The organism is Ignavibacteriota bacterium, assembly GCA_016707525.1.
In the GTDB taxonomy this organism is placed as follows: domain Bacteria; phylum Bacteroidota; class Ignavibacteria; order UBA10030; family UBA6906; genus JAGDMK01.
Genome location: JADJHP010000017.1, coordinates 47248 through 71044 on the forward strand (window position 1 = coordinate 47248; position 23797 = coordinate 71044).

The 23797-nt window shown below is 60.1% G+C and carries 17 protein-coding genes; 2 read left to right on the forward strand and 15 right to left on the reverse strand.

All coding sequences use genetic code 11. The features are described 5' to 3' along the window. Window positions 1–125 precede the first annotated feature (125 nt). Together IPI01_20170 and IPI01_20175 are read left to right on the forward strand one after the other, a co-directional pair. Window positions 126–860, forward strand: coding sequence for a cytochrome b/b6 domain-containing protein (locus IPI01_20170; protein MBK7260071.1), 735 nt, complete (start codon window positions 126–128; stop codon window positions 858–860). A gap of 247 nt (window positions 861–1107) precedes the next feature. After that, window positions 1108–1812 carry a hypothetical protein gene (locus tag IPI01_20175; GenBank protein MBK7260072.1) on the forward strand — a complete coding sequence of 235 codons (705 nt, stop codon included), beginning with the start codon at window positions 1108–1110 and terminating at the stop codon, window positions 1810–1812. Window positions 1813–1836: 24 nt separating this feature from the next. Here the strand turns inward: IPI01_20175 and IPI01_20180 are convergent, their stop codons facing one another. The 15 genes from IPI01_20180 to IPI01_20250 all read right to left on the reverse strand — a co-directional run bounded on the left by IPI01_20180 (window position 1837) and on the right by IPI01_20250 (window position 23648). Further along, window positions 1837–11067, reverse strand: coding sequence for a glycosyl transferase (locus IPI01_20180; protein MBK7260073.1), 9231 nt, complete (start codon window positions 11065–11067; stop codon window positions 1837–1839). 74 nt (window positions 11068–11141) lie between these two features. Continuing rightward, window positions 11142–11393, reverse strand: coding sequence for a GlsB/YeaQ/YmgE family stress response membrane protein (locus IPI01_20185; protein MBK7260074.1), 252 nt, complete (start codon window positions 11391–11393; stop codon window positions 11142–11144). 427 nt (window positions 11394–11820) lie between these two features. Further along, on the reverse strand, window positions 11821–12486 hold the full coding sequence (locus IPI01_20190) for a MarC family NAAT transporter (protein ID MBK7260075.1): 666 nt from the start codon (window positions 12484–12486) through the stop codon (window positions 11821–11823). Beyond that, entirely contained in the window at window positions 12483–14885 is a 2403-nt protein-coding gene (locus IPI01_20195) for a phosphoketolase family protein (protein ID MBK7260076.1), read from the reverse strand. Before IPI01_20195 ends, IPI01_20190 begins: the two co-directional genes overlap by 4 nt. Window positions 14886–14927: 42 nt before the next feature. Then, window positions 14928–15599, reverse strand: coding sequence for an OmpA family protein (locus tag IPI01_20200; GenBank protein ID MBK7260077.1), 672 nt, complete (start codon window positions 15597–15599; stop codon window positions 14928–14930). A 175-nt stretch (window positions 15600–15774) separates the two neighbouring features. Next, window positions 15775–15924 (reverse strand): lmo0937 family membrane protein, encoded by a 150-nt coding sequence (locus IPI01_20205; GenBank protein ID MBK7260078.1) that lies wholly within the window; start codon window positions 15922–15924, stop codon window positions 15775–15777. 126 nt (window positions 15925–16050) lie between these two features. Then, window positions 16051–17229, reverse strand: a complete 1179-nt coding sequence (locus IPI01_20210) for a hypothetical protein (protein MBK7260079.1) — start codon at window positions 17227–17229, stop codon at window positions 16051–16053. Between the two features lie 10 nt (window positions 17230–17239). Next, the gene (locus IPI01_20215; GenBank protein MBK7260080.1) at window positions 17240–17677 is read right to left on the reverse strand and encodes a hypothetical protein; all 438 of its coding nucleotides are present in this window, start codon (window positions 17675–17677) and stop codon (window positions 17240–17242) included. An 87-nt stretch (window positions 17678–17764) separates the two neighbouring features. After that, window positions 17765–17950: a CsbD family protein gene (locus tag IPI01_20220; GenBank protein ID MBK7260081.1), complete on the reverse strand. Its 186-nt coding sequence runs from the start codon at window positions 17948–17950 to the stop codon at window positions 17765–17767. 157 nt (window positions 17951–18107) lie between these two features. Then, a complete protein-coding gene (locus IPI01_20225) occupies window positions 18108–18719 on the reverse strand; it encodes a LysE family transporter (GenBank protein MBK7260082.1) in 612 nt (203 codons plus the stop codon). Window positions 18720–18822: 103 nt separating this feature from the next. Next, window positions 18823–19689: a DUF4398 and OmpA-like domain-containing protein gene (locus IPI01_20230; protein ID MBK7260083.1), complete on the reverse strand. Its 867-nt coding sequence runs from the start codon at window positions 19687–19689 to the stop codon at window positions 18823–18825. A gap of 3 nt (window positions 19690–19692) precedes the next feature. Beyond that, on the reverse strand, window positions 19693–20070 hold the full coding sequence (locus tag IPI01_20235; GenBank protein ID MBK7260084.1) for a DUF4398 domain-containing protein: 378 nt from the start codon (window positions 20068–20070) through the stop codon (window positions 19693–19695). Window positions 20071–20275: 205 nt separating this feature from the next. Beyond that, window positions 20276–21334 (reverse strand): AI-2E family transporter, encoded by a 1059-nt coding sequence (locus IPI01_20240; protein MBK7260085.1) that lies wholly within the window; start codon window positions 21332–21334, stop codon window positions 20276–20278. Between the two features lie 21 nt (window positions 21335–21355). Further along, on the reverse strand, window positions 21356–22789 hold the full coding sequence (locus IPI01_20245) for a hypothetical protein (GenBank protein MBK7260086.1): 1434 nt from the start codon (window positions 22787–22789) through the stop codon (window positions 21356–21358). A 202-nt stretch (window positions 22790–22991) separates the two neighbouring features. Further along, complete coding sequence (locus IPI01_20250; protein ID MBK7260087.1) at window positions 22992–23648, reverse strand: response regulator transcription factor; 657 nt, start codon at window positions 23646–23648, stop codon at window positions 22992–22994. Window positions 23649–23797: the final 149 nt, after the last annotated feature.

Here is a 23797-nt window from a genome sequence, read left to right on the forward strand (position 1 = left end):
CCCATGCGATCCCTGTCTTGACTTTGGATACCGGGAACGGTACGTTGATATTCAGAAGGCTGGATTTCCGGCCTCTCCCACGCGCTCGGCAACACGCCCACGTCACACACGAACTGGAGAACCCTATGGCGGCACGCGTCCGGATTTGGGATCTGTCACTACGCGTCTTTCACTGGACCTTCGCAGTGTGCGTTGTCTCCGCTCTGGTCATCGCTCTCACCGTCGACGATGACAGCGCAGCGTTCCGCGGACATATGCTCGCGGGGCTCTCTGCAGGATTCATGCTGGTCATCCGGATCCTGGTGGCAGTTGTCGGCGGGAAGTTCTCGCGGCTCAGAGGCCTGTTCTTCTCCCCGGGGGAGACGGTGAAATATCTCACGGGGGCCATCACTGGCACGGCGCAGCGCTATACAGGCCACAACCCGGGCACCGCCAATGCCGCCCTCGGCATGTTCGTTCTGGTGATCCTCCTGGTCGTGAGCGGGCTCACCATGAGTTCCGAACTCGCCGAAGACGCACACAAGCTCTTCGCGTATTCGATGATCGGATTGATCGGTGCCCACCTCCTCGGCATCACCCTGCACACGGTGCGGCACAAGGAGGCGATCAGCCTGAGCATGATCACCGGATGGAAGCAGGGCGAAGAAGGTGCAGGCCTGGCGAACGCAGGATCGCCGACGGGGTTGGTCATCATCCTCCTCGTCGTACTCTGGTTCTTCGGCCTCTCTTCGTCCTTCGATTTTTCGACCGGGAAACTGAGGGTGCCGGTGACAGGACAGACGATCTCGCTGGGGGGTGAGACTGCCGGCGAATCCGACACGCCGGAGTCAGAAGGAAGTGACCAACAGGACATCGACTGAGCAACGCGGACGGGAGGGAGGGGGAAGGGAGGAGACCCCGAAGCGCCAGAAAAGGAAAAAAAGAGACCCAAAAAGAAGAAGGGAAAAAAACCGGCGACGGAAGAGAAAGGAAAGAGAAAGGAGAGAGGGGAAAAAAAAAGAAACGCGAACTTTTGATGGGTATGGAGTGTTTTTCTATACTGGGACGGCCTCGGCTGGCCGCGCTGTCTCTACCATCGATCAATCCACCACCACTTCAGGGGTCACCATGCTCGCAACCGATCACCGGATCTTCCAGATCCTGGGCTCTCTCCTTCTTCTGTTCATGATGACGTTCGTGGACGTCGCCGCCCAGACCACACCATCGGCAACCGCAGCATCGGATACCTTCGTCACGGTCATCCAACGACGCGCACAGGAAGAGATCAAGGCAGATCTTGCCTACGTCGCTGCCCTGCGGAGCGGTGCCCAGGCACGGAAAGAGCGCATGAAGGAAGAAGTGCGCGTCCTTGACGGTCGGGTCAGGTCGCTGGAGAAGGAGATCGAGGCCATCGAAGGCCGGCTTGATACACTCGACTCCGACAGGGATTCGGCCGCCTACGCAACGGGGAAGGACCGGAAGGCGTTGCTGGAAAAGCTGAAGGACCTGCTCGAGACACGCACGGAAGCACGGAAGGCAGAGACCGAGGCGGCCCAGGCGGCGCTGGGGTTCGTGGAAGCCCGTGAGGCGATGTGCAACCATGAATCCGCATTGCTCGCAAAGAAGGCGGAGCGGGATGCTGCAGCGAAGAAGAGCGGAGCCTCGGCGGCGCTGCCTCCCCTCGATCAGGCGATCAAGTCCATGGAGACGGAACTGAACGCACGCTGGGAGAAGGCCCTGAGCGCACAGGACGATTGGGTGTCGGCCGAGAAGGACCTCCTTGATGCCCTCCGCAAACTCGCGGAAGCACAGGATGAGTACCACGCTCCCTGATCCGATCTCGCAACATCGCTGATATCACGACACTGTGCCGGCTGCATATCCACCATCCACTGATGTGGAGGAGGACGCATCCGGCACATTCGATTTTTCCATGCGTACGACGATCCGGTGTTTGACGAGGTCACGGACAAGCGGAATGATACCGTCCCTCATCGGACGTCCATCCATCACGACACGTGTGACCCCTCGTTCGCAATGGTATGGATTCTCAACGTGTATCTCGTAGATCGCATCGCCGTGCCGGTAGGTCAACGTGAACCCATCCCACCACTCGGGGATCACGGGAACGATCTCCATCGTTTCCCCCCGCACGCGTAGACCGAGGATATCTTCGACCCAGACCCGGTACATCAGTCCCGCTGATCCTGTATACCATGACCAACCCCCCTGTCCGGTCCTTCCCGGTAGCCGGTAGACATCTGCAGCGATGACGTACGGCTCCGTGCCGTAGCGCCAGACCGATCCAGGGTCACGCGTATGTTCGACAGGATTGAGCATGCGCATCATCCTTCCTGCGCGCGTGCCATCACCGCTCCGCGCCATCGCCAGCACCAACCAGAGCGCCGCATGCGTGTACTGTCCCCCATTCTCACGCACCCCAGGCGGGTATCCTTGAATATACCCGGGCGAAGGGACCGTTTGGTTGAAGGGTGGGTCGAACAGAAGGATCAGCCCCTCATCCTCCCTGACGAGGTGCTCCCACGCGGAACTCAACGCTGTCTTTGCCCGATCGCCATCAGCGGCACCGCTGATCCAGGCCCATGATTGCGGGAGGGAATCGATGCGCGCCTCGACACATGCTGAAGCACCGATCGGTGTTCCATCGTCGGAGGTCGCCCGGATGTACCACTGCCCGTCCCAGGCGAAGGCTTCCACTGCGGCGATCAATGCCGCACGGTCGCTCGAATATTTGCCGCGTGCCTCTTCCAGGCCCAGGTGGCCCGACAATTCGGCCATTCCTTTCAACACGTCCGCAAGGAACCATGCCAGCCACACACTCTCTCCCTTGCCTCCGGCACCGACCCTGTTCATGCCATCATTCCAATCCCCCGTTCCGATCAACGGCAGGCCGTGTTCGCCGGCCGTTTGGCCACGTGCGATAGCCCGCTGGCAATGATCGAAGAGCGACGTGCGCAACGGAGAGACCGCCGGCACCTGGAGGCTTTCGTGTTGGGACCGCTCGAGTGCAGGCGCTTGCAGGAATGGCACGGATTCATGAAGGATGGACACATCCCCGGTGATCCTGACGTAGTGTGCCACCACAGCGGGAAGCCAGAGGAGGTCATCGGAGATCCGCGAACGGATCCCGGCTCCGTTCTGTGGATGCCACCAGTGCTGCACATCTCCCTCAGCGAACTGACGGCTTGCTGCCCGAAGGATATGCTTCCGTGTCTCTCCGGGCGAGGTGTAGAGCAGTGCCATCACATCCTGCAACTGATCGCGGAACCCGTAGGCTCCACCCGATTGATAGAAGCCGGACCGGCCCCAGAGGCGGCATACGAGGGTTTGATACAACAGCCAGCGGTTCACGAGCAGATCCATCGCGGGCTCCGGCGTCCGGGTGCTGATCGCTCCCAACCGCTCATCCCACCACGCTCGTGTAACGGCCAGCGCTGCTTCCACCGATCTGTTGTCCCGATATCTATGGACCAGCTCTCTGGCCTTGAGCACCGTAGGAACCTGACCCACCATACAGGTCAGTTCGATCTGTTCGCCCGGGAGGAGGCGGATCATGGCCTGCACCGCAGCACACGGATCGAGGCCTGCCCCGGTCCGGCGCGACAACCCGACACGCTCCATCGCTGCGGGATTCTCCACCGAGCGATTGCGCCCGAGAAAGTGGGTCCGATCTGCGGAGTAGGAATCTGCACCCAGGCTGATCGCCGCAAATGCCACCTGATCCGCAGAATCCGGATGGTAGTGGTTGTAGGCGAGGATCGCGTTGGCTTCACCGTCCCACCCGGTTACCACATGCATCTGCGAGGACTCCCGGAAATCGCCAAGGGTCCACTCCACATAGTACGTCACCGAGAGCCGGCGTGTCCGCGCAGAATCATTGCGTAACACCAGCCTCTGTAACTTCACCGGCTCTCCGCCGTCGTCATCCACAGGGACAAAGACCGTCAGTTCCTGTTCGATGCCGTGACTGTTGTGCTCAAAGACTGAATATCCCGCACCGTGCCTCGCACGGTACGCGCCCGGTTCCCGGATCGGCCGCGCGCAGGGTGTCCAGTAGGCGCCCGTCTCTTCATCACGCACATAGATGGCTTCGCTCGCCGGGTCTGTTACCGGATCGTTCGACCATTGCGTCAGCCTGTTGCTCTGACTGTTCCCTTGCCACGTGAACCCGGAACCGGTCTCACTGACGAGCGTTCCGAATCCGGGGTTTGCCATGACATTGACCCATGGCATCGGCGTATGCATGCCAGGCCCGAGATAGATGGCGTATTCGCGGCCATCCGGGGTGAACCCGCCGATGCTGTTGAAGTACGGGAGTTCCATGAATGGCAAGGCAGCGGAGGGATCGCGGTATTCCCGCCGTGCCACAAGCGGCGCGGGAAGGTCGGGAGATTCCGGCGGCACACCGAGCTGCTGCGAGAGGTTTCCACGTGCGGCAACCATGACCACAGCGGCAACGGCCCGCAAGAGCGTCTGATCATCCGCCGGGATCGATTCCGCACTGCGCAGGAAAACGCCGCCCGGCCGGTCGATCCCGGCAATGCCCGCGTCCGCATGGACCGATCGCTCGAGCTGCTCATGCAAGGGACGTTCATAGCCCGGCGACTCCTCATTCAGGATCACAAGATCGGTCGTGAGTCCGTGCATGCGCCAGTACGCATGGGCCTGGAGCATCTGGCGCACCAGGCCAAGATCCTGTTTCTCATCGATGGCGACGAGCGCGATGGGCAGATCTCCCGAGATCCCGTACGCCCACAGGCCGGCCTGTCCCTTGCGGTTCTCGGCGATGCGTTCTGCCGGTGAGCGGAGGAGAAGATTGGGAAAGAGCATGTGACTTCCCAGTTGCTGGAAGCGGCGCGCATCATCGGGTTGTATCCGCATGAGGCGCAGCTCAAGCTGGGCCGCACCCCACGCCAGGTCCATTGCTCGTGCAATGACGGTCTCATCGCCATACTTGTTCATCATCCTCAGGACGTACTCCCGGCTCGGGCCGCAGGCAACGATCATCGAGAGTTGGACGCGCTCACCGGGATCCACGATCACACTCTCCCGAAGACTCAGGATGGGATCCAGAGCAACTCCCTGGCTGTTCCCCGGCTCCTGAACGGCTCCCATGGGTGCCGCAAGGGTCCGCCCACGTCCGATGAATCGGGTCCGGTCAGTCTCATACCGGATCTCTCCGCTGTCGGGTTTTCCCCCGGTGAACCGATGTCCGATATGGATCGGCGTTTCATTCTCCTGCCGCAGTCGCCGGGAAGCAAGTATCGCGCGCTCACCGGGTACGGCTTCCGTCTGGATGAAAAGCTTGTTGAACGCCGGATGCTGGCGGTCGGACTTGTGTGGAGCGAGAGCGAGTTCATAATAGCTTGTCAGGTCGAGTTGACGTGACCGCAGCGACCGATTGATCAGCGTGATCCGCCGTATCTCCACGTCATCGTCAGGCACCACGATGATCTCCGTTTCGCTCTCGATGCCATGGTCGACGCGGTGGAACACTGCGCGGTCAAGAGAGAAATCCGCCGAGAACCCGTCCGGTTTCCCGCCGACCGGTTGATAGGTGGTGCACCACAGCCGGCCCGCGTCGACATCATGGATGTAACAGAACACCCCCCATGGATCCCGGGTCCGGTCCGACATCCATCGTGTGATATCAATGTCGTTCCAGCGAATGTAGCCGCCTCCCGCATTCGTGATCATCAATGCCAATCGGCCGTTCGAAAGCAACTGCGTCCGCGGGGTGGCAGTGTGTGCCGTCGCGAATTGGCTCACGGAGGGTGCAACTTCCCCCAGGGCCGCTACGGAAGAGACCCGGGCGCGCATGGAGATCTGGTTCGAAGGCGGAATATGGGGAGTGCGTTCCTGCAACAGCGGTTCGACGGTACGGACACGCATATCGTCGTGGAAGTACCCCTGGAGGAGATCCCCCTGAAGAAGATTCACCAACGCCAGAAAACCCATCCCCTGATGATGGGCCATATACGCCTGCACGATCACGCCACGTTGCCCTTCACGCTCCGTCTGTTTGCTGAAATCCATGGCTTCGAAGAACCCGTAGGGGCCAAGCATCCCGAGTGTGGTGAGCCGCCGTAAATTGGCGACCCCCTCGCGAGGAACGATGCTCAACGCAAGAAGAGTCGCGTAGGGTGCCACGACCACCTCTTCCGTCAATCCCCGCTTCAGCCCCAGCGACGGCACTCCGAAGGCGTTGTATTGATAGGTCTTGTTGATGTCCAGGTCCCCGGAAGCGGATTCCGACATCCCCCAGGGCGCGTGGTGTGCTTTTCCGTAGGACATCTGTGCCACCACCGCTTCCCGCGTGGCACGATCCAGGAGCGAGCGAGGATATGTGCGCTGAAAGAGCAGGGGCATCAGGTATTCAAACATGGTGCCGGTCCAACTGAGCAATACCTGCCGGCGCTCGAGAGCCCCGTACGGCCGGCCCATGGCGAACCAGTGCTCTGCCGGGACGTCACCTCGCGCGATCGCAATGAAACTACCGAGACGCGCTTCACTGGCAAGCAAGTCGTAGTACGCGTGATCCAGGCGGCCCTCGGTAACATTGTACCCGATCGAAAAAAGACGCCGGCCGTTGTCGTACAGGAATCTCATATTCATGGATGCGGACAGCCCACGCACATCCTCGCGCAGTCGTTCGCCGGACGCGACCATCTCACCGGCGAACCATTTCGCTGTATCAAAGGAGGCGAACACACGATCGATCCATTCGAGCAGTGCCGTGTCTTCCGCTGATGCATGAGCACGGATCCGTTGCAGCGATTCGATCCAGGCAAGCTCGCCCCGGGCAAGGTCGTGGAGCGACGGCGCACGGCTGAGGGCGTGGGTAAGGGCCGAGATGGCCTCTGGGTCTCCCCGGGCAACAACTTCTGCAGGCCTCTCCCCCATGATCTCGATCCAGCCAAGGTACCGGTCAATGATGGCGATCCATGAGCCAAGGAGTTCGTGGAGTGGCCGGGTTCGGAGGGGAACATGTCCTGCTTCCTGTCCACAGGCACTATCGGCCACGTACAGATCTTCCACCACGCGCTGCATGCCACGGAGCGTGGCGATCAGATCCACGATGCGGTCCGGGGGAGCACCCCAGGTGCCCAGCATGGATCGCACGGCCTCCACGTCGACGGCGGGGGATCGATCCGCCACGATGGCCTGGCGCAGAGCTTCACCTGCATCGTAAAGCCCGGCACACGCTCTGTCGTCGAGCAGCTCCGTGCGTATCATCGATCCGAGTCCCTGGTCCAGAGCCACGAGCGCACCGAGGAGATTGCCACTGTCCACCGTTGAGACATACCGCGGCTTCAAGGGAACAAGCGTCTGGATGTCGTACCAGTTCAACAGATGCCCTTCGTGTCTTTCCAGCCCGGCGATCGTCTTCATGGTCGCCGAGAGTCGGCGAATGACATCGTCGATACTGATATAGCCGAATTGGTGGGCTCCGAGCGCACTGACCATCCAGAGTCCGATGTTGGTCGGACTGGTGCGCATCGCAAGCTGATCCTGATAGGCGACCTGGTAGTTGTCGGGAGGCAGCCATGATGTACGCTCATTCACGAACTCGGCGAAATACCGCCAGGTCCGGCAGGCAACGTTTCGTAAGAAGAGCTTGTCTGCTTCCTTCAGGAGTGTCTCCGGAAGCCGCACTGTCGGCCTCCGGTTCAAAAGCCACCCGATGCCGGGTGAGAGGACCCAGAGAACGAGCCACGGGAGTGCGATCCCCATGGCCGGGCTTGAGGAGACGTAGACGAACACCGCACCAAGAAGACTGCAGAGGCTTGCAAGGCCCATCGAGCGAAGGAACGCGGGGAGGCGTGATCGTGCATGCCCTTCCATGGCCCGCGCCGGGGTCCATTCCAGAAGTTTTCGGTGGGAAACGAACCGACGATGGAGCGCGCGCACGATCGCATCCAGGGCCTGCCAGCCTTGATATGGCAGGAGGGCAGCTTCCACACCCACGCGGAGGAGATCATGGGCGAATTTCCTCAGAGAGAGTCGCGTGGCACCGGGGGATGTGGTGGCCCAGGCGAGAGGCTGCGACATCGAGTGGAGCAGCAGCTGGGCACCGACCACACAGGAGGCGATCACACCGGCCTGCAACGAGATCGACCATGATGCGACGAGGAGCACCGTACTGGCGACCGGGAGAAGACTCCGGCGGAGATTGTCAAAGATCTTCCCGCGCGCAAAATGGGAGAGCGCGTTCGGGATCCTCTGACCACCGCGCCCCGGCACAAAGGGAAGGATCCATTCCGCGATCTGCCAATCGCCCCTCACCCACCGGTGATGGCGCTTGATGTAGCTCTGATAGTCCTGCGGGAACTCGTCAAACAGTTCGATATCGCTCGCCAGACCCACCCGCACGTGCACTCCCTCGATGAGGTCATGGCTGAGTATCCTTGATTCAGGGAATCTGTTCGCGAGGATCCGGTGAAAGGCCCGGACATCGTAGATCCCCTTGCCATGATAGGAGCCCTCCCCGGCGAGGTCCTGATGCACATCCGAGACCGCACTCGTATACGGGTCGATCCCGACCGGATTGGAGAACAAGCGACTGAAAGGCGACCCGCTCATGCTGGGCAGCGATGCGCTCACACGTGGCTGGATGATCGTATACCCATCGATCACATGGCCACTCTTGTCGAAGCGGACCTGGTTCAGCGGATGCGACAGTGTTTCGATCATCCGGCGCGCGGTGCCATTCGGCAGCTGCGTATCGCTGTCCAGGGTGATGATGTATCGTATGTTCACCAACTGGCCATGATCGCCGACATGGAGCAGACGCGGTGCCCCGCGTTGCCGGGTGCCATTGATCAGACCATTCAGCTCTTCCAGCTTGCCGCGTTTCCGTTCCCAGCCGATATACTGTTGTTCGGAGTCATTCCATGTACGGTCACGGTGGAAGAGGAGAAAGCGCTTGCCTCCATACCGGGCGTTCAATTCCCGGATCATTGCCTTCGCCTTCCGGACCAATACGTCGTCCCCCTCCTGGTGCGCGTTCGGTGCATCAGGAAGGTCCGTGAAGAGTCCAAAGAGCAGGTTATCCTCTTTGTTCGCAAGGTACCGGATCTCCAGTTTTTCCGCTTCTTCGGACACCGCATCCGGCGTCGTCAGGATCACGGGCACCACCACAAGCGTCCGGCACGCGTCGGGGATACCCGACACCCTGTAGTCCATCTTCGGCAAGATGCGTGGAGGCAACAGCCGCATGACGAGGAAATTCACCACCTCGAGCGCCAGTTGACTTCCCGGGACGATCAGAAGGACTGTGATCAGAAGCCGCACGGCGGGGTGTGCGCCGGACAAGCCCAATTGCAGCGGGACCAGTATACTGAGAAGAGTGAAGATACCGAGCGCAAGCGAATACAAGAGTGCGTGGTGCCGGTACGTCCACTGCAGCATCCTGAATCCCGGAGACTCACGACCCCCGATCAATGCCGCCAGTTCGCCTCTCCGATCTCCGATGAGAAATGTTGCCACGTGGCCCGCGTGCACATCGTTGCCGGCGCTATGAAACAGTGTTGTGGCAAGATCAAGGGCGCGACCGGCGATATGATCTTCGGCAAGCCCGGATCCCCGACGGAGATCTTCGACGGCTCTCCGGCAGCGATCACGTGTGGTGAAATCCGTGCAGGCATACACCCCGGCCGGGTCCTGGCGAAGCAACCACTCCACCCGGCTCAACTCTTCAAAGCACACATTCCAGTCGAGGAGGTCAAGCCGCCGCAAACTGGAAAATGCATTTCCGACGGAGACCTGATCGCTGGTCTGCCGGGCCTTGGCGACGGCACTGAGATCGTTCAAGGATCTCTGGCATGTGCGCTCAAGCCAACTCTGCACGGGTGCCAGCGCGGACTCTTCATCATAGAGATAATCGACCAACTGCGACGCGAAGTACGGACTCGGGTCCGGGTGTGTCGAGGTCATTTCCGCCAGGATCGAGAAGATGCGCTGGGGGTCGCGCCGGCTCACCACGATGAGCCTGTTCGCCCACAGATTGGCAACGCTGCGCTCGCGCAATTCCGTCCGGGTCCGCGCCGCGATCTGTTGAATGCCTTCGATCAGCGCGATCCGGAGCATCTGGGGGACGGCCCACAGTTCACCGATGGTCAACGGGAGATCACGCTGATAGGCGGTAAGGAATGCCAGGATGCTGTCCCTGTCCACACGCAGATCGGAATGCTGGACAAGTTCCTTCGCGAGCGCAGACACCCGCGGCTGTTCCTCCCCGGGTTCACCGGTCAACACGGGCAGCTGACGGTAGAACCGTCGTGGCATGTTGAGCACGATGTTCCGGGCGGTGCCTTCGATGACATACTCATTGTCGAGCAGCCATTCGGCCACGGGCGAAACGCTCTGTTCCAGCGTGTTGGCCACGTCAAGATCGAGGCATGCTTCGTGAAGCCGGAGGCGATCCTGTTCGATACGCTTGAGCAGCGCGGGATCGTGGCGTGCGCCGGGAGCCAACCGGTGGGTGACAGACAGGCGTCGGGCATGTTCTTGAAGCTGGGTCCCGCTCAGAGATCTCAGAGATCTCACCGTTCTCCCGGCCTCTTTGGTCTCGCCGACCCGATCAGGATACTCGATGAAGAGTGCGGGGGGGATCTCGCCGAATTCCGTGAGAAGTGTCACCGGGACATGCATGTTCGCGAATGGGACCTGGAGGATCAGGACACTTTCGCCGGAGACCAGCCATCGCGCGTGCTCTCGAATGATGGACGGACCGATCCGTGCACCCGTGCGGCGTTGCCACATCAGATACAGTGAAGCTCCGATCACACCGCAGAGGACCGATGGGATCAGGAGTGTGTTCCACGAATGCTGCAGAGGCCATGCGCCCGCCAACAATGCCGCGAGCGCGGTCGCCCCGAAGAGAACGAACACCGTCAGCGCCCCGGCATAGAGTCGCCAACCGGGCGAATCCCCGACGATCAGGCTTCCGTCTGCACCTTTGCTCGCATGCGCGGCGACGCGGAAGCCTTTCCCGCGGAGATGGCGGAAGGCCTTGCCTGCTCCATCCTGCCCGCCGAAGTAACCAACGAGTATGCCTGAGTACATCACGGGTTCCTGAGTCGTTGAGACGAGTGTGAATTGCCGGCACCAGGAACGGACTCTCCGCTCCAACTGCGGGGTCAGGCGAGCCGCGACGACCGGATCACATACAGGAGGAGCAGCGCTCCGACCAGCGCAGCCAGGAACAGCCCGAGCACCCCACCACTTCCAATACCCAGAAGGCCGAAGAGCCAGACGCCGAGAAAGGACCCGAAGACACCGAGGATCACATCCCCGACGATCCCGAACCCCGAACCCTTGACGAGCTTCCCGGCAAAGAATCCAACGAAAACGCCGATCACGAGGAAAAGCAACACGTGTTCTGTGCTCATGCACGATCTCCTTTGTTCATGGAAGGGGCAGCCCCGATATACCCGGCATGACGCCTCGTCATGAACGTGCATCGCCGTCCACAGAGGGCTGGCACAATATACCGTTCCTGGAGGAACCATGAATCAACTGGAAGGATGAAAGAGTAGCTAATCCCTGCCGGGACCTCCTGGTACGCCTCCCGGTGACCACCAGGGTGGCATCCGTCGGGGATGAACAGGGGCATGGGAAAATGGACGTTCGGTGACGACCTCCGGGGGGGCCACGCCGATCGTCCCCGCATTGCGGGTGACTGCGTAGGGCCATCTTATCGAGGATATTGCTGATAAAGCTGCGTACTGCGGAAGCAGAGATCTTCAGATGACGGGCGATATCGATGTAGTTTTCATTGCCGCTCCGCTTCCTGATGACCTGTGTGTGCGATCTCCACTATTTCCAGAAACTCGCGTCCAGCACGAGGTCCCGCACCCCATTGATCACGAACTGAACACCAATACACACAAGAAGGAATCCCATGATCCGCGAGAGACTATTCACTCCGTTCATTCCAAGCACGCGGCGTAGACCTCCCGCTCCCCGGAGAACGGCCCATGAGACAAGCGCGGCAACAATGATGGCAATGACGACTCCGGCGTAGGCCCAGGGTTTATCATTCCCATGGCGGCCGTTGATCGCCGACGACATGGTGATCACGGTCGCGATCGCACCCGGGCCGGCCAGGCTCGGCATGGCCAGTGGACTGAACGCGATGTCCCGCTTCTGCTCAGCGTCCGCCTTGTTCACAACAGGAACCTGATCCTCATCAGGAAACAGCATCCTGAATCCGAGAATACCGATGACGAGCCCGCCTGCGATGCGGATGCCGGGAATGGAGATGCCGAAGATCACCATGACGAGATGCCCGGCAAGGAGGAACGTCACAAGGATGCCCGTCATATAGAGACAGGCCCATGTGATCTGCCTGTTGCGCTCCGCCGCGGTCAGATGAGCACTGATGCTCAGCAGGAGTACCGCAGTGCTCACGGGGTTGATGATCGGGACGAGCGTAATGAGGGTGACCCCCACCCACGAGAGAAAATCAGCTATGCCGGTCACGCGGACCCTCGTGAGGGTGGCGGCGTCCACCGCCAACCCATGATCTCAGGCATGTCTTCTCCGTGCAGCATGATATATCGCCGGTGTTCCAACAATTTGTTGCTGAGTCCCTTCCTGACACGCACGCCCGCCTCACCGGTCGCCGGAAGACGGTCGATGACATCCATGGCCAGATGGAAACGGTCCAGGTCATTGAGCACGGTCATGTCGAACGGCGTCGTTGTGGTACCTTCCTCCTTGTACCCCCGCACATGAAGGTTCCGGTGGTTCGTCCGCCGATAGGTCAGGCGATGGATCAACAGCGGGTAGCCATGATAGGCGAATATGATCGGCTTGTTGGCGGTGAAGAGCGCGTCAAACTCCACATCACTCAGTCCATGCGGGTGTTCGCTCCGGGGCTGCAGCTTCATGAGGTCAACCACATTGATCACCCGGATCTTCACCGCGGGCAGATGTTCGCGGAGCAATGAGACCGCAGCGAGAACCTCAAGCGTGGGAACATCCCCCGCGCAGGCCATGACCACGTCCGGCTCATCGTCTCCGTCATTGCTCGCCCACCGCCAGATGCCGATCCCCGTCCGGCAGTGCTCAACCGCGGCATCCATCGCCAGCCATTGTGGGGCCGGTTGCTTTCCTGCCACGATCACATTCACGTAATCATGGCTCCTGAGGCAGTGGTCGGTGACAGAGAGAAGCGTGTTCGCATCCGGCGGCAGGTAGACACGTACGATCCCGGCCTTCTTGTTCATGACGAGATCGATGAATCCCGGATCCTGATGACTGAACCCATTGTGATCCTGACGCCAGACATGGGACGACAGCAGATAGTTGAGCGAAGCTATCGGGCGGCGCCAGGGGATCTCTCGTGCCACCTTCAGCCACTTTGCGTGCTGGTTGAACATGGAATCGACGATATGGACAAAGGCCTCGTAGCATGAGAAGAAGCCGTGCCGGCCGGTCAGAAGATAGCCCTCGAGCCACCCCTGGCATTGGTGCTCACTCAGCATCTCCATCACCCGTCCATCGGGTGCCACATGGTCATCGCCGGGGATGATCTCCCCGGTCGAGCAACGGTTCGTGACCTCAAAGATCGCCCCCCAGCGATTCGAAGAGGTTTCATCCGGACTGAAGACACGGAAGTTCATCGGGTTGCGACGGACAACATCGCGGAGATAGCGCCCCTGCACGCTGGTTGCTTCGCCGTCGTCCGCACCAGGCAGTGTGGTGGGGAGGGCGTACTCCCGGAAGTCCGGAAGATCCAGCTCCTGGAGGAGCAGGCCTCCGTTCGCGTGAGGATTTGCGCTCATACGCTGGTTGCCCGCTGGCGCGAGAGCCGCAAGATCAGCACGCAGTGCGCCTGCGGCGTCGAACAACTCGCCGGGGCGATAACTCTTCATCCATTGTTCCAGGACATGAACATGCCCGGGATGGGACATATTGCCCATCGGCACCTGATGTGAGCGGAACGTGCCTTCGGTCTTCAGGCCGTCCACCGTGGCAGGTCCCGTCCAGCCTTTCGGAGAACGCAGAATGATCATCGGCCAGAGCGGACGTTTCCTGAAGCCCTGCGCACGGGCATCGCGCTGGATCTCTTGGATCTCGGCGATAACGTCATTCAGGGTGGACGCCATGCGCTGGTGCATGGTCTCAGGATCAGAACCTTCTACAACATACGGTGTGTATCCGTAGCCGCGGAAGAGTGCATCCAGTTCTTCATGGGGAAGGCGGGCCAGGACCGTCGGGCCTGCGATCTTATAGCCGTTTAAATGCAGAATGGGGAGGACCGCGCCGTCGAGCACCGGATTGAGGAACTTATTCGAATGCCAGCTGGTGGCAAGCGGGCCGGTCTCGGCCTCGCCATCGCCAACGACACACACCGCGATGAGGCCGGGAGTGTCGAATACCGCGCCGTAGGCATGCGACAGGGAATAGCCGAGTTCACCACCCTCGTGGATGGAGCCGGGTGTTTCGGGGGCTGCATGGCTCGGGATACCGCCCGGGAAGGAGAACTGCTTGAAGAGGCGCTTCATCCCCTCTTCCGTTTGAGGTACTCCCGGGTACACCTCGCTGTAGGTCCCCTCGAGGTACGCATTCGCGACCAGCCCCGGCGCACCATGGCCGGGGCCGGTGATATTGATGACGTTGAGATCCCTCTCCTTGATGATCCGGTTCAGATGCACATAGATGAAGTTCAACCCCGGTGTCGTCCCCCAGTGCCCCAACAGCCGGGGCTTGATGTGGGCGAGCGTCAGCGGCACCTTCAGCAACGGATTATCGAGAAGATAGATCTGTCCGACCGAAAGGTAGTTGGCGGCGCGCCAATAGGCGTCGATCCTCCCGAGCAGCTCCTGATCAAGCGGTTCTGTGCGGATCACGGGAGCCTGTTCGTGGATGTGCATTTCCCGCTTTCCCTTTTCGATGACTGCATTTCCCCGGTATCTCTACTGGAGTGTGCCGTTCTCCGCGGCATCCTTCATTTTCTCATTCGCAAAGATGGCGACTTCGACACGCCTGTTGAGCTGGCGGCCTGCGGCATTGTCATTCGACGCCACAGGATGCAGTTCGCCTGTCCCGACAGTGGAGATCCTCGAGCCCGGGACGCCCTGGCCTTTGTGATAGTCGGCAACCGCCTGTGCACGACGTTCCGAAAGCGCTTGATTGTACTGGGTCGTGCCTTCGTTATCCGTCGCACCTTCGATCAGGATATTGGTATCGGGGTACTTGTTCAGGATCCTTGCGAGATTGTCGATGTTCGCTCTGGCCGCGGGTTGAAGTTCCGACGAATTCGTGACGAACAGGATGCCGGAGTCGAATGTGATCTTGATCCCTTCCCCGACGCGTTCAACGGTCGCATTGGCGAGGTCCCGCCTCAGTTCTTCTGCCCGCTTGTCCATGTTGTTCCCGATGATCGCTCCCGCGGTGCCACCCACAGCCGCGCCGATGATCGCACCAAGCGCCGTGTTCCCTGCCGCTTTGCCGATCAGGCCGCCGACCACCGCCCCACCGCCCACGCCGATCGCTCCGCCCTTCACCGCATTGCTCGCTGAACAACCCACGATGATCGTGGCGAAGCAGAGCACCGTGGCGAGTGTTCCTTTGTGATGGAATCTCATAGCAAACCTCTCTCAGGAAAGATGCGCAGCACATTGACCCCCTCCTCCGCACTCGCTCGAGTCCCTGCGGGGCGGATGAACCGATACCCGCGCCCGGTAACCCTCCCCTGAGCTTCTGGTGTTTCATCCCGGGTCGTTCCTGGCACCTCGACAGTGCACGGTACCTCCAGGTACGCTACACGAGTCTCTTGCCGCTGATGACCCGAACCAGGATCGCAATGATCGCCAGGACCAGCAACAAATGAACGAATCCTCCCATGGTATAGGAGGTGACCATCCCGAGAAGCCACAGGACGACGAGAACGACTGCAAGTGTATAGAACATGGTGGTGATCCTTCTATTGTGAACCACGTACTTCGGTATCTGGTACGGAATACACTTCCAGCCATCCCTGCTGGTGTCGGGAGCTTCCGTCGCCCCGACCTCAAGAGAATTCAGGAAGCGACCCTGCTACTTGTGGATCGTCCCGTAGAACCGGATGCCCTCTGCCTGCCGCTCCATTTCCCACAAACATTCCCATCCCGAATGGTCCTCTTTCTGGCTCGACCGGCCGAACCGTGGGGGACGGTAGAACACATTGATCCCCTCGTTCATGGCCGGGAGGACATACCCGGGGACATCAGCACAATCGCAATATCGAGGCGCGAGTCCCCTCACCTGCATCGTTCGGGATGCCGTCGCCAGAGCGGCATCATACGTCTTCCCCACCGCCCGTACGTACTCCTGCACACTGTCCACATCGTACACCACCACGCTCACGGCTGTTTGAACTTCCGTCGTCAACCTGTCGAACGCATGTCGGGCAAATCGGCCTGCGAGTGCCGGAACATCCCCACGCGTCAACGTGGAGTCCATCCCTTCCAACGAGTGCAGGGCGAAGTACGACAGATGCAGATTGTCAGGCGAGGCAACAATGAACCGCGCTGATGACCCCAGAGTCCCTATGGTGTACGGGGTCCCGCCGTAACAGGTCGACAGGATCATGAGATCGTACCTGTCGTTACCCTGGGTGAATCCCTGCACGCCTTCCGCCAGATCACGCACCGTGAATGGCCGGTCCGGATAGGACGCGTCATAACCCGTCCCTCCAAACTCCGGGATCCCATGGCCAAAATACATGAACAATGTTGTTGCCCCGGATCCCTGTCCCCGTTGGAAACGCTGGAACAGTTCCCCTTCGGGGGCAAAGTGAGAGCGCTCCTGGTCACGCCAGTAGTTCTCGTGCACGACAAGACGCCCGCCCCGGTAATAGAACAATTCACCATCGCTCACCGGGAAGAAGAGCCACGCCGTGCTCGCCTGCTTCTGGTGAAAGATCCAGACCTCCGCCGACGGATTGCTCTCTGCGATCACTTTCATGCCCGAGAGCGCTTCCTCGTCTGCCATGTGGCCGTTCCCGCTGGTGTCATGGTAGAGATAGTTCCCATCACCATGGATGACGCACACGATCGACAACCGCACCGGCGGATCATTTTCCCGCCCCTGCACCATGTCACGCTGAAGCGGAGTACCGGCGCCGCAGGAGGAGAGAACGAGTGCAAGGATGATGTACACGAGAGCCAGGGCACTCCGGCCCTGACTCCCGGTGCTGACGTTTCTTCGCCCGATGTTCGCCACTGGGTTGTGCATGGGAGATCCTTTACCTGAGCAGGAGGATCAACACAATGATGCCAACCAGCAGCGTGACAAGGCTGATGGTGATGACCTGGTCGGCCTGTTCGGTGTCCTGCACGATGTACTCTGCGAACGCATTGAGCCGCGCATCCGGGACTGCTTCATAGCCGTTGGTGCCGGAGAGCTGGTGCTGTTTGTCGAGCAGCGAGGTCCTGAGGCGTTCGATCCCGATCGCATCGGCACTCGAGAGGGTCGGTGATTCATGAAGAATATCCAGGACCCGGGACATGGTGCCCATGGAGCCGGTGAGTATCGCACGCTTTTCAGCCGCCACATTCGTGCTCTTCACTCTGTGGGCGGTATCCTTGAGGTATTGCTGGAGGTCCCCTTTCCCATCGGCATGGGCCGACAGCCCGAGAAGGGACATCATGATGGTTACGGCGACAACGTTGCGAACTTTCATTGCGGTACCTTTCCATAAATGGGACGGCGGCATCTGTAGACTTCAACCACGATGTTCACACGGCACATGCTACGGCCCGACCCCGCCTCACAGCTTTGCGATCAACCCGCGCACTTCTTCCTTCGTCTTCCCGAGCTTCTTCTGCAGCCTCCCCAGGAGCTCTTCTTCCTTGCCATCCAGAAACAGTACATCATCATCCGTCAGTCCGGCGAACTGCTGCTTGAGTTTCCCGGCCATCTCGTTCCAATTGCCTTTGATGGTGAGTTTGTCCATGGTCAATGTCCTCTGTCCGATCTTCATGATCTATCCGATCTTCTTGTACAGATCCCTCTCACGATCACTGCATGTCGGTGATCGATCCACAACCCCACGTTTCCGGTCACTGATGCCTCCTGTTGTATATACACTCCCCACGGGACCACTGCGTTTGTCAGATCGCACCCGCAAAAAGAACAATACCCGACACAATGATCAATGCACCCGCGACCCGATTGACCCAACGCAGACCGCCCGAGGTGACCCTGCTTTGGAACATCGTCGCTACGGCACCCAGGGTCACAAACCAGAGTGCTGAACCCGTGAAGATGCCAAGCACCACAAGGATTGCTTCAGCGCTCCCCCGGTCGTGAGCGAGTCCGAATGTCGCAAAGACAGCGAGAAAGGCGAAGATGGTAAGAGGGTTGGTCAGTGCGATCAGGAACGATGACACGTAGATGCTCCATCTTCCCCGCGAGTCGAAGAACTTCAGTGGATCCGCCCGTTTCGCCCGCAGTGTCCTGAGGCCAAGAAGCAGAAGCAACAGAGCACCGATCAAACGAACCCAGAACGCGTGGCTATCGATCACATCCTGCACAAACGTCAATCCAAAGGCCGCTATGCCGCCATACAACGCGTCGGCAGTGGCGGCGCCGAGACCAATGACCATGCCCCGGGCACGCCCTTCAGCGAGGGTCTTGCGGATGCACAGTGCGCCGAGCGGCCCGATAGGCACCGCCATTGCGAATCCGATGATCAGACCTTTGAAGAGTACCGTTGCATCCATACCCATCTCTCTTGATCAGGAAGTGTCCCGCAGATCCCGATCCTCACACAGGGTCCGGACCATATCCGGACCCTGCCTGCGCTGTGAGGATAGTGCTCAACGTCTACCTCTGCACGACGGGTCGGTCAACGATGATCTCGACCCGGCGGTTGTTCGCACGCCCTTCGCTGCTGGCGTTGTCCGCGACGGGCCGCGTTTCGCCCATACCCGAAGCGATCACCAGATTGCCGGCGTATCCGCGGGAGATGATATAGGACCGTACCGCATCTGCACGCCTCTGCGAGAGGTCCATATTATGTTCGGCGGATCCCTGCGAATCCGTGAACCCTTCCACCGTAAGCCTTCTGTCCTTCGTCGCCAGGAGGGCCGTGGACACCTGATTCAACCGCTCCCGCGCTGCCGGCAGAAGTTCCGCCCGGTTCGATGCGAACAGCACGCTGCCCGAAAGGGTCAGCACAAGGCCACGCGCATCTTCCTTTGCCCCGGCAAGCTTGACAAGATCGGCCTGCGCTACTGCTGCCCGCACTTCTGCCTCACGACGTGCGGTCTGCTCAATGGCCAGCTGATCCGACTTTTCCTTGTTCTCCTGTTCCGAGGCCGCAAGATTCGATTGCGCGGTCTTGGCGATCTCCGCCTGTGTTGCCTCCAGAGAGGTCTTTGCAGCAGCGGTGGCAGCATTACCGGCTGCGGTAACGGCCAACGCATCCGCAAGATGGGCCTTCCGGCCCGCGATGTAGGCGAGATCCCGGGTCATGAAGGATTTCGGTTCATCTTTGAATGATTCTTCGGCAAGGACCAGGGCCTGCCGGGCCTTGTGCACTTCTGCCGGCACCAATTGCTGGGCCTGACCAGTGCTGACACGCTGATATGCCGCGCGGGCAAAAACGAGCTCTGACGGCGGTGCTGTTGCCGCACATCCAGCAAGGCCCAGCAGCGTGAATATGACGACCATCGTTCCGATGATTTTCATGATCTATTTTCTTTCCGGAGGTAATTGATTGGCTTTGCGGAGTTGCTGGACCCGCTCGATCGCTTGTGCAGCTTCCTTCTTGTCAGCATCCCCCCGTGACAGTGCAACGGCCACTTCGGCATCGGCTTCCGCACGCAGGAGCATCGACTCGGCCTGAGCCTGTTCCCCCGCGGCCGCCAGTTCCTGCGCCTTCACGAGCTGTTCCTTTGCAAGCTGCAGATACAGGGACGCCGTGGGTACGGCGGATGCCCCTGCTTCCTCCGCGGCACGTATCGCCGATGTCGGAGCTTCCTTATTCAGCGTCGGACTGCTCCCACACCCGACCATCGCGATGCCGAGTACTATGGTGCTTCCCCAGACAGCCAAATGTAGATTTCGCATGGTGTTCTCCTTTGTGTAGCAATGCGATTCATCTTTTCGTTCGGGGCTCACGGTGAGACCCGCAGTGCGTTGTATGAGTCTACCGAAAGATCCCGTCGAACCCAATAGGTCGAAGGGATGAACGTGTAGCTAATCCTTTGCGATCGCATGCAGCCGGTGCCCTGCAGTGCTCCACAACGTCGTGTGGCCGCTGCCCGGAGTTCCATTACCCCCGCTGCCCGGGGGATTCGTGGGGCACCACTTCCGACCCGAGCAGCACAGCGATCCACTGTGTATCCTGCCTGGACTCACATGCGAGTTTCAGCGTCATGGTCAATGGTACACAGAGCAGCGCGCCAACGACCCCGAGCAACGTGCCCCAGAATACCAGGGAAAGGAAGACGACAAGCGTGGACAACCCGAGCCGGCGCCCCATGATCCGGGGTTCGATCACGTTGCCAAGGATCGCCCCGATGGCAATGTATCCGCCCGCCGTCAATGCTGCCGACCCCGGTCCGAATTGCACGAGCGCGAGCAGCATCGCGGGAACAGCTGCAACGATCGAACCGACGTTGGGCACATAGTGGAACAGGAACGCCAGGAACCCCCAGAGCACCGGGAAATCCACCCCCAGGATCAGAAGCCAGAGTGTCGTTAACACGCCGGCCACGAGATTGATCAGGGTCTTGATGACCATGTAGCGTTTGATCTGGCCGACGAACCGGGTCACCCCCGGAAACACGGCATGCGGCTGCTCCAGGATCGACCGCAGTTTGATCGGGAAACTCGATGCTTCAAGCAGGATGAACAGGACCGTGAAGAGGATGAGCAGAACGTTGGACAGGGCTGAACCCAGCGATGACAGGAGAGAGGCGGTCAGGTCCATCACTCCGGCAGGGTTGAGAGACCGCAGGAGGGTCTCATCGGTGATCACAACACCATGCGCCTTCGACACGTGTTTGAGTGACAGGACCAGGTCGTGCATCCTGATCCGGTACGCGGGCAAGGCATCGTAGAAATTCGTCAGAGATGCGCCGACAACACCTCCCAGCACCACGAGGAATGCCAGCATAACGACCATCACGACCCCAACGGCCAGCACGGAGGGAACCCGGTGGCGTTCCATCCAGCGCAATGGTACCGTGCCCAGGATGGCCAGGAACACAGAGACGAGCAGGAGCACCAGGACATACTGCGCCTGATTGATCCCCCAGAGGATCACCACCAGAGCAGCAGCAAGGAAAATGGGACGCGAGCCCACATGCGACATCAGGACACCTGCCATCGGGATCACACCTCTCTGAATTCAGAAACCAACAACATCGCCCACCCCACTGCGCAGCGCAAACCACGAGAACTCGATGAACGTTTCGCCCTTCCGGTGATCGTATCGGACAGCCCCGATCGCCGCGGCACCGGACCCATCCGGCATGTTGGTCCCCCGCATCGTGATCTTGTTACCGATGAACGATGCGATCCTATTCACGATCCCCTCTGCGCTTCCGGTCCTCCCATCGATCATCGCAATGGCGAGATCCCGGTAGTACGCCCGCACGCTCCCACGGGCACGTCCCCCGCTGACAGTGATCGCAAAGGTCGCATCATGCAAGACGCCTCCGGTGATGCGTACATGCTCCGCGCGTTCGAGGAAGGCGTTCAATGATTGGAGCCCCATCCTTCTCAGCGAACCGGAGAACCTGTACGAAAGCCCCGGAGAGCCGATCGGTATCACCATCGCAACGGTCATCTCCCCGGCGTTCATGAAGCGGCCACTGGCCCGGACAAACACGGTGTCAGCAGGGTCTGCGGTAGTCACGACACGCTCCACCCCGATCTGCACACTGTCCAACGAGATCACGCCGGGTTGTTGCCGAACGCCGGACCTCTCACCGTAGCGCAACTGTCCGTTCGTCACTACCAGGCTGTCGATCCGCACATCGTTCCCGGTCGAGGAGAGGAGTTCCGATGGCATCATGGGGCCCACGGGATCTTTGAAGAAGGGCTTTTCTTTGTTGAGCAGGATATCGAAGGTCGGATCCTGGCATCGGATGGATCGGGCACCGTATGATCCCCCGTTGAGAGGAGCGAGCCATGCGACGCCGGACGCTTCAATGCGTGGCACAGCCATCCGCAGCCGGGTCCTCCTGAAGGGACTCGATGCGAAGAACAGTTCATCCTCATGCGAGGGGAGCATCGACAACGAAGAGATGGAGAAGGTCGAGTCGGCCACCGATACCCGGAGGGAATCATACTGGACTTCGTAGTCCGATCCCGGAAGCACCAGCGTGCCCTGCCGTATCTCGATGACCACAGCGGCAAGGTGCGCGGACGTGATCTCCCGATGCCAGATCAACGACCACCAATCCATACCACTCACGGCAATGGGGCCACCGCGGGCCGACCACGATGTGTCCCGCGAGGCAACGACGAGGGAATCGCATTCCACACGGTTGCTGATGATCCCGATCGTGAGGGTGCCAGGCTGGAGTTCGTATTGTGGATATGCCTCGGCGAAAGCCCGCACAAGTCGGGGTTTGACCATGCTGTTCACAATGGGGTCAATGAACAGGACCAGAGCGGCGACGCCGAAAGCGAGCACGGCAGCAACGACCGCTCCCGTGCGCCCGACGGTCCTCGCCCCCGGCCACCACCTTCTGTCTTGTGCTGTCGATGTGCTCACGCTGCCGCTCCACGCCCGTCTCCACATCTGCACGACCACGGGCTGTTCGGTCATCACCATCGTGCCGGGATCCGGATCTCTCCGGCTCATCCCGCGCACGACGGTCGCAGGGGGATGGATACAGTGTGCCGGAAACCGGGCAAGGATGAATCGGGCGGAAGGATGAAACGGGGGTTAATTCCCCAAAGGAGGAAGGACCGGGGGCGATCAGAGGGAAGCGGAGGCAGAACGGCGATGGGAACGTTGAACGATGCAGCGAACGCTACGACTGGTCCTTGTTCTCGTATGTATGTGCGGCGATCTCCAGCCGGCTATGCAGCGCCATCTTTTCGAGGATATTGTGTATGTGGCTCTTCACCGTATACGTCGACAGGTTCAATCTGCTCGCGATCTCCTTGTTGCTCAGCCCTTCCGCAATGAGGACGATCACTTCACGCTCGCGTTTCGTCATGCGCACCGCGCTCGCAAGTGATCTCTTGCCTCTTGTGAGAGCATGATTCACCACATGAGTGAACAAGGAGCCTGTCAGGAGAGGTGGGAGGACCTTTGCGCCGCGCGCGACGGAACGGATGGTGTCCAGGACATCTGCCACGGTCGCATCCTTGAGGATGAACCCTGCAGCGCCGGCTTCGACGAACTCCACGATATCCTGCTGCGAGGGGATGAGTCCCATCCCGATCACCTTGACCTGCGGCAGTTCCTTCGTCAGAATGGTGACCACATGTACGCCGTTCTCGTTGCGCAATCCGAGATCGATGAGTACGACATGGGGCTTGGACGTCCGCACCTGCAGGAGAGTATCATGATTCCCCCCGGTTGCTGCGACGACCCTGAGGTCCGCCTGCTTGTTGATCATGGCTTTGATGCCATCGCGCAGGATGCGGTTGTCCTCGATGAGCAGGATCCTCAGCTTCTTCATACGGTACCATCGACTCTTGGGGTGTCCGAGCGTGGATTTTGAGCCGACGACCACTGTCATTAAGATAGCAGGTTTCGCGGTAAAGGACAACAGACCACACGGTGAACCGGGCGTGAACACGTTCGATGTGCATCAGCACCGCATGCGGG